We start from the raw sequence: 13,770 nt of genomic DNA, 5'->3' as shown, positions 1-13,770 counted from the left end.
TGTGCGGGGGAGGAGACTACTATCGAAAAGGTGGTTGTGAGGATGGGGAACAAGAGAAGCGCGATGAAAAGAGGGGTATCGGCACTTGTCGGCACGGCGCTGGTCGTATCGGCGCTCGCAGGCTGTGCGGATGGAGAGAGCAAGCCGGGGGCGGCGGGTTCGGAAAGCCCGAAGGCCGATAAAAAAATGCTGCTCAAGTTCTGGTCGTATACGCCGGACAAAACGAATCTTCAAGGCTACGGGATGAATTTCCTTCGGCAAAAGTTCAACATCGACATCGACTTCTATGCCGTACCGAACGAAACGCTTAAAGAAAAGCTGCAGCTGATGCTCTCGTCCAAGGATATCCCGGACTGGTGGAAACCGCAAAGCTATTCGGATTACGACAAGTACGTATCCCAAGGACTCGTCGCGGAAATACCGGAGGACCTGCTTGAGCAGTATGCGCCGAAATATATGGCATGGCTGCGTAAAAACACCGGCAGCGGCGATCCGTTCCGGTACGTAAGACGCAGCGGCAAAGTGTATCAAATGCAGGACATGTGGACGATCGGACCGAAATCGACCGTGGTCGGGTTCCGCGACGACTGGCTGAAGAAGGTCGGCATCGCCAAAACGCCGGAGACGATCGAAGAGATGGAAACGGCATTGGCGAAATTCCGCAACGACGATCCGGACGGCAACGGCAAGAAAGACACGTACGGCATAACCGGCACGGCGATCGGCGTAGCCGGCATTTTCTCCTCCGTATTCGGCGCGTTCGGCGTGTATCCGGGCACCTTCACGGAGGACAACGGCAAAGTCGTCCTGGGCGAAATCGAGTCTGCGGCCAAAGATGCGCTTACCGTGCTGCAGCGCTGGTACAAGAACGAGTTGATCGATCCGGAATTCGTCACGAACAAGGGAGCGAACAAGGACGACAAAATGATCAACGGCAAAGCGGGAGTTGCCGAAGCCGCCTGGTGGTCGTTCATTCCGCAAGCTGCGTTCTTCAGCGGCGTTTACTACGAGAAGACGCGCGAGAAAAATCCGAGCGCCGCATGGGTGACGATCGGCGGGCCGAAAGGGCCGGCCGGCAAATCCGGCATGATCCAGTCGACGCCGTTCTCGGCGACGGGCGTCGTGTTCGGCAAGCATATGGAAAAGGATCGCGACAAGCTGATCAAATATTTGCAGGTGTTCGACGATACGATCTCCAATCCGGACACGTTCGAAGCGACCAACTACGGCGAGAAAGGCAAGACGTTCAAGGTGTCGGAGGACGGCTCGTACGAGTTTATTCCGCCGTATGACAAGGAAGAAGAACAGATCAAGTACGGAGTCGGGCCGTGGTATTCCATTCCGAGGTCGTTCAACGATTACGAGATGCAGGCGAAGTTCATGACCAAGAAGAGTCTGATTCCCGTACGTCAGGCGGCGGAATCCAAAGGAACGGGAAAATACGATATTTTGTCGCCGACGCAGCGGCCGGTTTATAACGAATACAAGGAGCGGCTGGACCAATTCACGCTGCAGACGTTCATCGACTTTATAACCGGCCGCAAGCCGGTCAGCGAGTTCGACAGCTTCGTGGCGGAGTGGAAGAAGATGGGCGGGGACAAGGTGCTGGAAGAAGCGCAGCTCAAGTTTAAAGAGCTAAAATAATAGAATGCGGTAGATGTTTGATCGTTTCCGGAGACTCCCTTTCGACATAGGATATAGGGGAAAGGGTGATCCATATGGAAGGACAATTGTTTACGTGGGAAGCTCTCTCCGCCATGGGGGGAGCTTCTTTGCTTACATTCTTCATCGTGCAATATACGAAAGGCTTGATGGACCGGGTGGCGCGCTGGCTGCCTACCGACTTGTATGCGGTTGCGGTGGCGTTCGCCGTGCTGATCATGGCGCAGATGGCCGTTGGCGCGAATCCTTACGATTGGCGGGTGTACGGGCTCGCTTTCGCAAACGCGTTCCTGGTCGCGGCCGGAGCCGGACAAATGCAGAACAAAGCGCTGCGGCCGCCGGGCCGAAAGGACGACAAGGCGTAAAGAGCGGGACGTCTCGCGTCACCTGTAGGCGCCGCTTTCTTTTTCAGGCTGTGGAGGACAAGCATATGAAAGGACTGCCATAGGCGGAGGTAGGCGCATCAGGTATAATAGAGGAAAACGATAGCGCAGGTGATCCGGATGACATACGAAGAAGTGTTGAACAGCCTGAAGGAAATGGGCTCCGAGCAAACGAAAAAGACGTATTTGCGCCATGGCGTGCAGGAACCGTTCTATGGCGTGAAGATCGGGGATATGAAGAAGCTCGTGAAAACGGTCAAGAAGGATCAGGAATTGGCCCTTTCGTTGTACGAATCGGGTGTTTACGATGCGATGTATTTGGCGGGGCTGACCGTCAATCCCCAAAGCATGACCAAAGAACGGCTGCAGGACTGGGTCGGTAAAGCCTATTGGTATGCGCTTGCGGAATATACGGTCGCGGGCGTAACGGGCGAGAGTCCGCATGCGCGCGAGCTGGCGATGGAGTGGATCGAAGCGCCGGAGGAAATGATTGCCACCTGCGGCTGGAGCGTCTATGCGAACTATGTTTCGATAACGCCGGACGAGCAGCTCGATATCGCGGAGATCCGCGGCCTGCTGGAACGGGTGCGCCGAACGATTCATACGGAGCGCAACCGCGTCCGCTACACGATGAACGGCTTCGTCATTTCCGTCGGCGCTTACTATGACGGGCTCCGCGAAGAAGCGAAGGAAATTGCCGAAGAGATCGGCAAAGTCCACGTCGATATGGGCGATACGGCTTGCAAGGTGCCGATGGCCTACGATTACATCCGCAAGATCGAAGAATCGGGTAGAGCGGGAATTAAGAAAAAGACTTGCATTTGCTAGCAAAGGAAAGAGGCGACTTAGGGGTCGCCTCTTTTTTAGTACTTATTCCTGCCATGAAAAAAGCGGCGCAGCCGAGTCGCACACGCAGGCGGAACGATTAGACGGAAGTTTCCTTCACGGCCGTTTTGTTCTTGGAAATCGAGAATCTCGGGATTTTCAGCATGGCCGCGACGACCAGCAGCATAACCCCGGTAATCGCAAAAACGATCGGAATCGGGATTTGCGTAGCCATGAAGCCCCCGAGCAGCGGCCCCAACAAAAGTCCCATTTGATTCGCCGACTGGTTCAAGCTGAATGCGCGGCTGCGGAAGCTCGGATCCGTGTTTTGCGCGATAAAGGCGTTAAGCGCCGGGAACACCGCTGCAAAGAACAAGCCGTAGCCGAACCGGAGCGAACCGAAGCCGATCAGGTTGTGAAACAGAATTTGCAGCAGGTTTCCGATCCCGCCGCCGAGCAGGCCGATAAATAGCACTTTTTCGTAGCCGATCCGGGTGCCGAGCCTTCCCCAGCGAGGAGCGGCTATCAAGGTGGCGACGCCGACCGCCGAGAAGATGATGCCTGCATGGAGCGACGCGGAAGACTGGCTGGATCCGAGCTTCAGTACATAAATGGTAAGCAGCGGCTCGATAAGCATGATGGAAGTGGACGTAATGAACACGATCAGCAGCGCCCCCATGAGGGTGCGGTTAGAAGCCGCTTCTTTCAAATCGCGGACAACCGAAGAACGCTTGGCCGCCGATTTTTGGAAGGAGGGCTCTTTAACCCAGAGCAAGGCAATGATAAATGCGACGAAAACCATGCAGCCTGAAAGCATGAACGTGTCGCGGGGCCCTACGTAATGACTGACCACTCCGCCTATCAAAGGGCCTATGATGGTGGCCGCGGCGCTCGATGTCGATATAGTGCCGAGCGCATAGCCCAGGTGCTTCTCCGGCGTGTTGGTGGCGACCATCGCGACGGCCGACGGGATATAGCCTGCGAGCAAGCCTTCGACGATTCTTACGGCGATCAGCTCGTAAGGGTTGCTTACGACATAATACAAAAAATAACAGGCCGACAAACAAATCCCGGCCCGCAGCATCATCGGTTTTCGACCGTATTTGTCCGCCAGAGAGCCCCAGAACGGTGCGATCAGCGCCCCCGCCAAGAAGGTGATGGCGAAAATAACCCCGGTCCAAGCCTCCAAATGATTGTTTACGCCCAAATCGTCTTGAAGGAAAATGGACATAAAGGGAATGGAGACCGAATACGCCATGCTAACGAGAAAGCATCCGACCCACAGGATGAAAAGATTCCGTTTCCACGAATAGTCCACAAGCAAAACACTTCCTTTTCGTTATTTCCTTTTCATCATACCACCATTGAGCGGCCGTTTCCGATAAAGGGTTGTTTTCGGTTCAATAAAAGGAAGTGATCGGCTGCCGGTCTTCCTATGATCGAACGGCTTTTCCATAAGCGGTAAATAATAAAAAGCGGAATGGCAGAAAATAACCGGCAGCGGGAACTTGGCGGACATTTTGTCGCGCAAAAAAAACGGAAAAAGGGAGCGATACGATGAGATTCAAGGATAAAGTCGCGATCGTAACGGGAGGGGCAAGCGGGATCGGCGAGGTTACGGTGCGGCTGTTTGCGGCGGAAGGAGCGAAGGTGGTCATTGCGGATTTCGCGGAGCGCGGCAAAGAGCTGTCGGACCGGCTGAATGCGGAAGGCGGCGACACCCTCTTTGTCAAAACCGACGTTACCAAAGAGGACGAAGTGAAAGCGATGATCGAAGGGACGGCGGCTAAATACGGCAAGGTCGATATTTTATTCGCCAACGCGGGCATTGCAAAAGATGCGCCTGCGCATGAACTGAGCTTCGAGGCCTGGCAGCGGACGATCGATATCAATTTGACCGGCGTCTTCCTTTGCGACAAATACGCCATCGAGCAAATGCTCAAGCAAGGAACGGGCGGCGCCATCGTGAATTGCGGCTCCATTCACAGTCATGTGGGCAAAGCGGGGGTAACCGCCTATTCCTCGGCTAAAGGAGGCGTGAAGCTTCTGACGCAAACGCTGGGCATCACCTACGCCAAATCGGGCATCCGCGTCAATGCCGTTTGTCCGGGATATATCGATACGCCGCTAATCGCCGGCCGCAACGAAGCGATCAACGAGCATCTGATCGGTTTGCATCCGATGGGACGCCTCGGCAGACCGGAGGAAGTGGCCAAGACGGTGTTGTTTCTCGCCAGCGACGACGCATCGTTCGTGACGGGCGCGAGCTTGTTGGTCGATGGCGGGTATACGGCTCAGTAAGGAGGCAGGGCTCCGGAAAGGGGGGGAACCCTCTTTTTTGCGTTTTCAAAAATTATTCACAGTATAAGCATTGGAATAAATAGAATTTAACGATATACTATTTTACAGTACAATGGATAATGGGCCACAACCCGATCAATAGACGACAAAGGAGTAATTTCGATGGAAAAAGTACTTATTTTCGGACATAAAAATCCGGACACCGATTCGATTTGTTCTGCGCTTGCTTATGCCGATCTGAAAACCAAGCTGGGTGCGAACGTCGAAGCGGTCCGTTTGGGCAGCGTGAACGGCGAAACGCAATTTGCGCTTGATACGTTCAAGACGGAAGCTCCCCGCCAAGTGGAAACGGTAGCGAACGAAGCGAACGGCGTTATTCTCGTCGACCATAACGAGCGCCAGCAAAGCGCAAGCGACATCGATAAAGTACGCGTGCTGGAAGTTATCGACCACCACCGTATCGCCAATTTCGAGACGAGCCATCCGCTGTACTACCGTGCGGAGCCGGTAGGCTGCACGGCGACGATTCTGAATAAAATGTACAAAGAAAACGGCGTCGCCATCTCCAAAGAGGCGGCAGGACTGATGCTTTCCGCGATCATTTCCGACTCCTTGCTGTTCAAATCGCCGACGTGCACGGCGGAAGACGTCGCTGCGGCCCGCGAGCTCGCGGAAATCGCAGGCGTGAACGCCGAAACCTACGGTCTGGACATGCTGAAAGCCGGCGCCGACCTGAGCGACAAAACGATCGAGCAGCTTATTACCCTCGACGCCAAAGAATTTTCGATGGGCAGCTACAAAGTCGAAATCGCGCAAGTCAACGCGGTCGATACGAATGACGTGCTGTCCCGCCAAGCGGAAGTGGAAGCGGCGCTTAACGCGATCATCGAGCAAAAAGGGCTGGATCTGTTCCTGTTCGTCGTGACGGACATCTTGAACAACGACTCTGTCGGTCTTGCGCTGGGCCGCGCCGCGAACGCGGTCGAGAAAGCGTACAACGTAACGCTGGCGGACAACAAGGCCGTTCTGAAAGGCGTCGTTTCGCGCAAATCGCAAATCGTTCCGGTTCTGACCGAGACGTTCAACAGCCTGTAAGCTTGTAAAAAGAGCTGAACGTAACCTCCGATCCGCTTAGCGGTTTGGAGGTTTTTCGTTCTATTGGGGACTGGCTTGCGCGGCGAAGCTCGTTTGGCAATAGTAGGGCAGACCGTGTTAAGACTTTTCGACGATTTTGCGGCAATGATATGCTGTCCGTCCGGTCATGTTATAATGGGGCTCGAGAGTCTTTAGCGGTTTGGAGACAGGGACGGGAGAACGGACATCATGGATTGCAAACATTTGATGCTAGAAGCGGAAACGTTTATACGATTATGTTACGCCGAACTGGGCAAAAACCCGGAAGAAACGGCAAGCCGGCTGACGGAAATCAGACGGACGATTGCCGAACGGGGCATTTACGAGCATACGGTGGAGGAGCTGCAGCACGGCGCCAAAATGGCATGGCGGAACAGCAGCCGCTGCATCGGGCGGTTGTTCTGGGAGTCGCTGACCGTTAGCGACGCGCGTCATGCGGACACGGAAGCCGGAATGGCGGAAGCGCTGCTGCAGCATATCGAAACGGCGACGAACGGCGGGAAAATTCGTCCGGTCATTACGATTTTCAAGCCTTCGTCCGGCGCGGACCGGGAAGCGCGCATATGGAACCATCAGCTGATCCGGTACGCAGGCTACGAAACGGAGCATGGCGTACTCGGCGATCCCGCTTCGCTTTCCTTGACGAAGCTCTGCCAGTCGCTCGGCTGGAAGGGCAGGGGCACGCCGTTCGACGTGCTGCCGCTCGTACTCAGCATGGACGGACGCGAGCCGCAGCTGTTCGACATTCCGGAGAGACTGGTGCTTGAGGTGCCGATCGGCCATCCGGATATGCCGGATTTTGCGGATTTGGGGCTGCGGTGGTACGGCGTGCCGATGGTTTCGGACATGCGGCTGGAGATCGGCGGCATTTCCTATACGGCCGCTCCGTTCAACGGCTGGTATATGGGGACGGAGATAGGGGCGCGCAATTTGGCCGATACGAACCGTTACGATATGCTGCCGAAGGTGGCGTCGCTGATGGGGCTGGACACTAGCCGGGAGACGTCGCTGTGGCGGGACAGGGCGCTCGTTGAGCTGAACGTGGCGGTGCTGCATTCCTTTAAGCGGCACGGCGTTTCGATCGTCGATCATCATACCGCCGCCCAGCAGTTCGCCCGGTTCGAGGAGAAGGAGCACGCCTGCGGCCGTCCCGTTTCGGGAGAATGGACATGGCTGATTCCTCCGGTTTCTCCTGCGACGACGCATGTTTTTCACCGTCACTATACGGACCGGCAGGAATCGCCCAATTTTTATTATCAAGACAAGCTTTATGCCCAATTTGCTGCGAGCGTTAAGGAGACATCGAAATGAACGAGAAACTTTCGGATAAACAACGGCTTGCCGAAGAAGCGGCACGGATGCTGGCGGCAAACCCGGACTTGGTTTTCGATGAGCGGATTCGGATCGACATCCCGGGGGAAGATGCCGAGTTTTGGTTGAAGTTCGCTTCCGAGTGGGGCGGCGCGCTTTATTTGCTCGATGAAACGAACAAGAAGCGGTACGAGAAGCAGTTGATCGAACCGGCGCAATACGAATATGCGAGGAGAACGTACCGGCTCGGCCTCATTGCGCTAAGCCAGTTGTACGATTTGCTCAAGGCCTGGAACGAAGGCGAGGATAGGTCGTTGCCTTTCGTTTATGTCATGAGCTCGCTGGATTGTTATTTTATTCCCGCATACCTCGAAGATTTCAGCCGCGTGCAGCCTTCGCTCAAGAACGAATGCGACTGCTACGTCCGGCTGGTGATGGACAAGCTTGCCAGCAAGGCGTCAATCGACGATGCGATCTCCGCTCTTCAAACGATGGTAGGCGAGTATATCCGCAACATCCACGTTTACGCGAAGTAACCCGGGGGCTTGAGGCACCCGTTAAATGAGGTATCCAACATTCTATTTAAGGAGCGCTGCATGATGAAATTGCGCACATTGCTCATGATCGCCGCGTTTCTATGCTTATTTGCCGGCTTGATCGGATATATCGGCTGGAACGGCAGCTTGCTTTGGAACGTTTTGGCGCCGGGGTTGTCCGATGCGGTTTATTGGACGGTCTATTTATTCGTTTCGCTCGGTTATTTGCTGGCGATGGCTTTGCGGAAGGCGCTGCCTTACCGGATTTATAAGGGGATAAAATGGATCGGCTCCTACGGACTCGGGCTTCTGTTCTTTAGTGTTCTGCTGCTGCCGATCGCCGATATTGCCGGTTGGCTGCTCAAGCTGGGAGGGGCGGACCATGATGCGGTCGTGACCGGGGTAGGAGGAGCGGTTCTTGTTCTGCTCGCCGTACTGCTCATACGCGGCTCTTGGAACGCCTGGAGCCCGGTCGTCCGCCGGTACGATATCGTGATCGACAAGCAAGCGGGCGCCATGCAGGAACTGCGGGTCGCCGTCGCTTCGGATCTGCATCTCGGCACGATCGTCGGCAAACGGCATCTTGCCCGATTGGTGGAACGGATCGACGGGATGAAGCCCGACCTCATCCTGCTTCCGGGCGATGTGCTGGACGACAGCATCGAGCCGTTCGTTCGGGAAAATATGGCGGAGGTGCTGGGACGCTTGCGCGCTCCACTCGGCGTTTACGCCTCGCTCGGCAATCACGAATATATCGGCGGACATATCGAAGAGTATGTCAAGCGGATGCAAGAGATCGGCATTGAGGTGCTGGTCGACCGGACGGTAAACGTAGCGGACAGCTTCTACGTAGTCGGGCGCAAAGACTATGCGGCGGAGCGCTTTACGAAGCAGGGGCGGCTCGGGGTAGAGGAACTGCTGTCGGACGTCGACCGGACGCGCCCCGTCATCGTGCTCGATCATCAGCCGCACAAGCTTGGCGCTGCCGCGCAGGCCGGCGTCGATCTGATGCTGTCCGGGCATACGCATAGAGGCCAAATGGTGCCGAACCATTTCATAACGGGGCGTATTTTCGAGCTCGATTGGGGGTACCTGCGGAAAGAAGCGATGCACGCCATCGTTTCGTCCGGCTTCGGCAGCTGGGGACCGCCGCTTCGGCTGGGCAGCCGTTCGGAGGTTTTGGACATTCGGGTCGCGTTTAGCGGATAAGGCCGGCTGCTGGCCGCTCTCCAAATGATAGTCATGAGGGAAGTAGACGAAATAGGAACGGTCATCCGTATGGAAACATACGGGAGGCCGTTCTTTTTTTGACATGACCAACGCCTCGTTGACCGCGTACTAAGGTTTGCGTATGCCGTACGACGGCCGGCGCGCCATCGCTGGAAATAGCGGATTTTGCATTTTTATTAGCTAGCCGTCAATGCTGTACGGCAAGAGTTTGCGAAAGCAGGCTCTTGTCTTTTTCTCGTGTAAGAACGTAAATCGCGCCTAACGTTTTATAGAGCTCAATAGGTCTAAGCAGGTACGGGATTGGAAACAATCATGATGAGGTATTTAAGGAGTCGAAGCGGGGGGAGAGCGATGGCGAAGGATCGCAGCTACGACCGTCTTGTGCACGGACTTATGCTAATAAGCTTCCTCGGGGCGGCGGTTTGGTCGGGCGTGCACCCGGTCTATTGGGGGACATGGTTTGCCGAGGTCGGTCCTGCGATTGTCGGGGCGGCCATTTTGGTATGGTCCTATCGTCATTTCCGGTTTTCCAGTCCGGTCTACCAAATGATATTCGTGAGCGGAATCATAATGGCAATCGGCGGGCACTATTCGTATGAGCACGTTCCGCTATTCGATACGCTGAAAGAGACGTTCCATTGGAGCAGAAACCATTTTGACAGGCTGGGGCATTTGATTCAGGGAGCGGTTCCTGCGTTTATAGCAAGAGAGCTGCTTGTCAGGTACGGAATCGTATCCGACCGCAAATGGTTGTTCGTTATCGTATGGTCGGTCGCTTTATCGGTAAGCGCCATTTATGAAATCATGGAATTCGCGGCGGCGGCAAGCATGGGCAAAAGCCCTGACGAAGTTCTAGGCGCCCAAGGGGATATATGGGACTCCGAGTGGGACATGTTGTGCGCGTTCATCGGGGCGTTGGCGGCGCTGATCCTATTCAGCTCCTATCATGACCGTAATATGGAAAAACATAGGACTCTTCCCTCATGAGGATAGAGTCCCTTTTAAGTTGCCGGTTCATTTGCTCTTGCGCAGCAGCCGGTAGACGTTGACGATGGAGATGGCGACGTCGACGATTTTTTTGCGTTCGTTCATCGCTTGCTTGCGCAGAAACTCGTAAGCTTCGGACTCGTTCATGTGCTTGATTTCACAGATGATTTCTTTAGCCTGCTCGATCCATTTGCGCTCTTCCAGCTTCAGAAGCAGTTGCTCGCGCTGCCGGTAGTGACCGACCGCCAAGTAAAGGAGCCATTTGTACTCGGCAGGGCTCATCTGCGGGCATAGCATACCGTCGATTTCGATTTCCGACTGGAACGGCGGCGTATCGGGATAAGGGCCGTCGCACCACCAAAGAACGGGGGTTTTGACTCTCGGATGCAAATAGGACTTTAACTCGCTGGAAGGAACATGCAGGACAACGGCTTCAAATCGTTCGGCTTGCTGCGGGATGGGGGCAGGGCTGTCTTGAGTTTGAATGTGGATTCCGGTCCCGCGAAGCGCATGTTCGGGATTCGAGACGTTCGAATCTGCCGCTGCGAGCGATTGAATAAGCAGAAGAGATCGGATCATACGTTTTCCTCCGTCATGTTCTGACACCGTCATGTATATGTAATGAAATATAACATAATAACGTCGAATTGTCGATAGGGATGATAAATGTAACGAAGTTTTTGTGTTTTGTGTTACGTATATTGACACAAAATCGCGGGAGTTGTTTGAGATTGGGCGGAAGGCTTGCATTTCCATATTTTTTTCAACCGTCTGCTCACGATCGTAATTCAGGATATGCAGCGGAAAGTCGGGGAATTTCCCGGGCTGTGCGTGGAGGATTTCAATGCGCGCAAGCGGATGAAGGCGGTCCAAATCGACGGCAAAATAGAAGTGAAGCGCCGCTAAATGGAAAAGCTCCATTAAAAAATGCTCCCGCCCCACTAATTGTTCCACTTTACTGGAAAAGCTGCAGTTCTTTTAATCAAAGTACAGCCAATCAGGAAGATAACGCCATAATAACTGGAGGAAATCCATTTATTTGCTGCCGGTCTTTTTTATATGGGAGAGTAACTGGAGTTTTTCCGGCAAAAGTGACGGTTGAGCCGAATCGCCGATCGATGATCATACCTTCATCTATAGGATAAACTTTACGGACGGCCGAGTTGACTCTTGACGCGAATCCTCGTACGGGCTACGATGAAAGAAAATCGACGCGGCGGAAAGAATTGGATGATGATAGCGGCAAATGCTCCGTAAACCCATGTATGTGGATTTACCGTGCCGGAAACCGCAACGGCTGTGACCGCTCACTGGAGGATGGATCCGTGCACCAATACGATCGTAAAATAGCTCGAGCTCATCGCAGTTTGCCGGCGGTAAGCGGACGAAGCGCAGGGGAGGGGAGGACGAGTGCAGCCGGCCCCCACGCTTCATTCATGCAGCTGCAGCAGACCGCGGGCAATCGCGCGGTACAGCGGATGCTGGCCGGCACGCTCCATGGACAAGCGGTTCAGCGCATGGATCTCGAGGGCGCCGAGGGCGAGGAAGAGGAGCTCCAGATGAAGCGCGACGGTGCGGTTCAGCGCATGGATCTCGAGGGCACCGAGGGCGAGGAAGAGGAGCTCCAGATGAAGCGCGACGGAGCGGTTCAGCGTATGGATATCGAGGGTGCCGAGGGCGAGGAAGAGGAGCTCCAGATGAAGCGGGACGGAGCGGTTCAACGTATGGAGCTCGAAGGCGCGGAGGGCGAGGAAGAGGAGCTCCAGATGAAGCGCGACGGAGCGGTTCAGCGCATGGATATCGAGGGCGCCGAGGGCGAGGAAGAGGAGCTCCAGATGAAACGTGACGGAGCGGTTCAGCGCATGGATATCGAGGGCGCTGAGGGTGAGGAAGAGGAACTCCAGATGAAGCGGGACGGAGCGGTTCAGCGCATGGATCTCGAGGGCGCTGAAGGCGAGGAAGAGGAGCTCCAGATGAAGCGCGACGGGGCGGTTCAGCGTAAAGAACCGAACGGGGGAATGCCCGAGCAGATCCGCACGAAAATGGAATCCGCGATGGGGGCGGACTTCTCGGACGTTCGTATTCATGAGGGCAGCGAAGCCTCCAACATCGGAGCCCTCGCTTACACCCGCGGCAGCAATGTTCACTTTGCCCCCGGCAAATACGACCCGTTCTCCCAGCCGGGACAAGAGTTGCTCGGCCACGAGCTGGCGCATGTCGTGCAGCAGCGGCAAGGCAGGGTGAAGCCGACGACGCAGGTCAGCGGCGTGCCGGTAAATGACGACCGCGGCTTGGAGCAGGAGGCCGACGACATGGGCAGGAAGGCCGCGTCTTTTGCGATGGCGCCGTCCGCAGCGGGCGTGCAGCGCAAACCGGACGCCTCTCATCAAGCTCATGCGGCGTCGCTGCTGCAGGGTAAGAAAAGCGACGGCGAATCCGTGCAGCGCAAATCGTTTTCCCGTATGAAAAGTTGAAACGCCGATAGCATCTTTCCGTAGGAAGTAAGCGGGAGATGCTTTTTTGTTGTGCCCGATTATGCGGACAGGAGCGGTGGGAAAATGTCTTTCTTCAAAAAGATGATGGCAAGCGTAGGAATCGGCGCGGCTAAGGTGGATACGGTCATCGAGAACGCTAGCGGCGTAAGGGTTGGCGATGAGCTGTACGGACGGGTGAGCATTCGCGCCGGGAACGTCGCGCAGGAAGTAAACCATATCGATTTGTGCTTGTACGCCAACTATTTCAGGGAACGCGACGGTCATGTCGTTGAGGAACGCGATCAAATTTACCGCTACAGGCTGAACGAGCGCTTTTCGCTGCAGCCCGGCGACGAACGGGAATTTTCATTTTCGTTTCCCCTGCCGAATTCTACCCCGATCACGCTCGGCAAAACGAAGGTTTGGGTGGACACTCAGCTGGATATCGAAATGGCGATGGACAAAACCGACCGCGATTACGTGCAAGTTATGGCTCATCCGATCGTCGGCGCCTTCTTTGACGTGATGGAGCGTTACGGCTTGCGCATGTATGAAGTTTCGCTGCTGCATGTTCCGCATCTCCGCTTGGATTTTCCGTTTCTTCAGGAGTTCGAGCTGAAGCCGCAGCGCCGCTCCAGGCTGGAGGAGCTGGAGGTTTTCTACGTGTGCCACGGCGATCACGTCGAGTTTTATCTCGAAATCGACCGCAGGGCAAAAGGGTTTGGCGGACTGCTGGAGGAAGCGTTCGATATGAACGAGCGTCATATCAAGGTTACGGTTACGAAGGATGACATCGCGGATTCGGATGCGCTTTACCGATGGATTGTCGAAGCCATCGAAGAGAATTTGTAGACTTCGCGGCATTGCAATCAGGGAGTGAGCGCGCGCGTTCGCTCGTTAATCGGTTAAAAGCCCGCGGCAGCCTTC

At 55.2% G+C, this 13,770-nt stretch carries 14 protein-coding genes; 12 read left to right on the top strand and 2 right to left on the bottom strand.

All coding sequences use genetic code 11. The annotated features are described in order from the left end of the window. The first annotated feature begins 42 nt into the window (after nt 1–42). From ACKGJP_RS27260 to ACKGJP_RS27250, 3 genes are all read left to right on the top strand, one after another. Nucleotides 43–1,644: a hypothetical protein gene (locus ACKGJP_RS27260; RefSeq protein ID WP_409341930.1), complete on the top strand. Its 1,602-nt coding sequence runs from the start codon at nt 43–45 to the stop codon at nt 1,642–1,644. A gap of 74 nt (nt 1,645–1,718) precedes the next feature. After that, on the top strand, nt 1,719–2,027 hold the full coding sequence (locus ACKGJP_RS27255; protein WP_409341929.1) for a hypothetical protein: 309 nt from the start codon (nt 1,719–1,721) through the stop codon (nt 2,025–2,027). A 138-nt stretch (nt 2,028–2,165) separates the two neighbouring features. Continuing rightward, a complete protein-coding gene (locus ACKGJP_RS27250; RefSeq protein ID WP_409341928.1) occupies nt 2,166–2,873 on the top strand; it encodes a DNA alkylation repair protein in 708 nt (235 codons plus the stop codon). Nucleotides 2,874–2,970: 97 nt separating this feature from the next. Here the strand turns inward: ACKGJP_RS27250 and ACKGJP_RS27245 are convergent, their stop codons facing one another. Continuing rightward, nucleotides 2,971–4,188: an MFS transporter gene (locus ACKGJP_RS27245; protein WP_409341927.1), complete on the bottom strand. Its 1,218-nt coding sequence runs from the start codon at nt 4,186–4,188 to the stop codon at nt 2,971–2,973. Between the two features lie 239 nt (nt 4,189–4,427). On the opposite strand from ACKGJP_RS27245, the gene ACKGJP_RS27240 reads away from it, so the two are divergent. The 6 genes from ACKGJP_RS27240 (at nt 4,428) to ACKGJP_RS27215 (ending at nt 10,369) form a co-directional block, all read left to right on the top strand. Continuing rightward, nucleotides 4,428–5,171 carry an SDR family NAD(P)-dependent oxidoreductase gene (locus tag ACKGJP_RS27240; protein ID WP_409341926.1) on the top strand — a complete coding sequence of 248 codons (744 nt, stop codon included), beginning with the start codon at nt 4,428–4,430 and terminating at the stop codon, nt 5,169–5,171. A gap of 162 nt (nt 5,172–5,333) precedes the next feature. After that, nucleotides 5,334–6,266 carry a manganese-dependent inorganic pyrophosphatase gene (locus ACKGJP_RS27235; protein WP_409341925.1) on the top strand — a complete coding sequence of 311 codons (933 nt, stop codon included), beginning with the start codon at nt 5,334–5,336 and terminating at the stop codon, nt 6,264–6,266. A 228-nt stretch (nt 6,267–6,494) separates the two neighbouring features. Next, the gene (locus ACKGJP_RS27230; protein ID WP_409341924.1) at nt 6,495–7,616 is read left to right on the top strand and encodes a nitric oxide synthase oxygenase; all 1,122 of its coding nucleotides are present in this window, start codon (nt 6,495–6,497) and stop codon (nt 7,614–7,616) included. Continuing rightward, entirely contained in the window at nt 7,613–8,152 is a 540-nt protein-coding gene (locus ACKGJP_RS27225) for a hypothetical protein (RefSeq protein ID WP_409341923.1), read from the top strand. Before ACKGJP_RS27230 ends, ACKGJP_RS27225 begins: the two co-directional genes overlap by 4 nt. 60 nt (nt 8,153–8,212) lie before the next feature. Next, entirely contained in the window at nt 8,213–9,361 is a 1,149-nt protein-coding gene (locus ACKGJP_RS27220; RefSeq protein WP_409341922.1) for a metallophosphoesterase, read from the top strand. Nucleotides 9,362–9,733: 372 nt separating this feature from the next. Then, entirely contained in the window at nt 9,734–10,369 is a 636-nt protein-coding gene (locus ACKGJP_RS27215; RefSeq protein ID WP_409341921.1) for a DUF2238 domain-containing protein, read from the top strand. Between the two features lie 27 nt (nt 10,370–10,396). Here ACKGJP_RS27215 and ACKGJP_RS27210 read toward each other — a convergent pair whose 3' ends face one another. Beyond that, nucleotides 10,397–10,948 carry an ANTAR domain-containing response regulator gene (locus tag ACKGJP_RS27210; protein WP_409341920.1) on the bottom strand — a complete coding sequence of 184 codons (552 nt, stop codon included), beginning with the start codon at nt 10,946–10,948 and terminating at the stop codon, nt 10,397–10,399. 165 nt (nt 10,949–11,113) lie between these two features. Between ACKGJP_RS27210 and ACKGJP_RS27205 the strand changes: the two genes are divergently transcribed. From ACKGJP_RS27205 to ACKGJP_RS27195, 3 genes are all read left to right on the top strand, one after another. Further along, complete coding sequence (locus ACKGJP_RS27205) at nt 11,114–11,275, top strand: hypothetical protein (RefSeq protein WP_409341919.1); 162 nt, start codon at nt 11,114–11,116, stop codon at nt 11,273–11,275. 419 nt (nt 11,276–11,694) lie between these two features. Beyond that, nucleotides 11,695–12,843 (top strand): DUF4157 domain-containing protein, encoded by a 1,149-nt coding sequence (locus ACKGJP_RS27200; RefSeq protein WP_409341918.1) that lies wholly within the window; start codon nt 11,695–11,697, stop codon nt 12,841–12,843. A gap of 84 nt (nt 12,844–12,927) precedes the next feature. Then, complete coding sequence (locus tag ACKGJP_RS27195) at nt 12,928–13,695, top strand: sporulation protein (protein WP_409341917.1); 768 nt, start codon at nt 12,928–12,930, stop codon at nt 13,693–13,695. Nucleotides 13,696–13,770 lie beyond the last annotated feature (75 nt).

This window comes from Paenibacillus litoralis, assembly GCF_046244365.1.
In the GTDB taxonomy this organism is placed as follows: domain Bacteria; phylum Bacillota; class Bacilli; order Paenibacillales; family NBRC-103111; genus Paenibacillus_V.
The sequence above is the reverse complement of the archived record's forward strand: the minus strand, read 5'-3'. Positions and strand labels throughout refer to the sequence as shown.

Bases quoted from the DNA above. Each gene is read 5' to 3' on its own strand.
- ACKGJP_RS27260 (WP_409341930.1), top strand. From the start codon at position 43: ATGGGGAACAAGAGAAGCGCGATGAAAAGAGGGGTATCGGCACTTGTC.
- ACKGJP_RS27255 (WP_409341929.1), top strand. From the start codon at position 1,719: ATGGAAGGACAATTGTTTACGTGGGAAGCTCTCTCCGCCATGGGGGGA.
- ACKGJP_RS27250 (WP_409341928.1), top strand. From the start codon at position 2,166: ATGACATACGAAGAAGTGTTGAACAGCCTGAAGGAAATGGGCTCCGAG.
- ACKGJP_RS27240 (WP_409341926.1), top strand. From the start codon at position 4,428: ATGAGATTCAAGGATAAAGTCGCGATCGTAACGGGAGGGGCAAGCGGG.
- ACKGJP_RS27235 (WP_409341925.1), top strand. From the start codon at position 5,334: ATGGAAAAAGTACTTATTTTCGGACATAAAAATCCGGACACCGATTCG.
- ACKGJP_RS27230 (WP_409341924.1), top strand. From the start codon at position 6,495: ATGGATTGCAAACATTTGATGCTAGAAGCGGAAACGTTTATACGATTA.
- ACKGJP_RS27225 (WP_409341923.1), top strand. From the start codon at position 7,613: ATGAACGAGAAACTTTCGGATAAACAACGGCTTGCCGAAGAAGCGGCA.
- ACKGJP_RS27220 (WP_409341922.1), top strand. From the start codon at position 8,213: ATGATGAAATTGCGCACATTGCTCATGATCGCCGCGTTTCTATGCTTA.
- ACKGJP_RS27215 (WP_409341921.1), top strand. From the start codon at position 9,734: ATGGCGAAGGATCGCAGCTACGACCGTCTTGTGCACGGACTTATGCTA.
- ACKGJP_RS27210 (WP_409341920.1), bottom strand. From the start codon at position 10,948: ATGATCCGATCTCTTCTGCTTATTCAATCGCTCGCAGCGGCAGATTCG.
- ACKGJP_RS27195 (WP_409341917.1), top strand. From the start codon at position 12,928: ATGTCTTTCTTCAAAAAGATGATGGCAAGCGTAGGAATCGGCGCGGCT.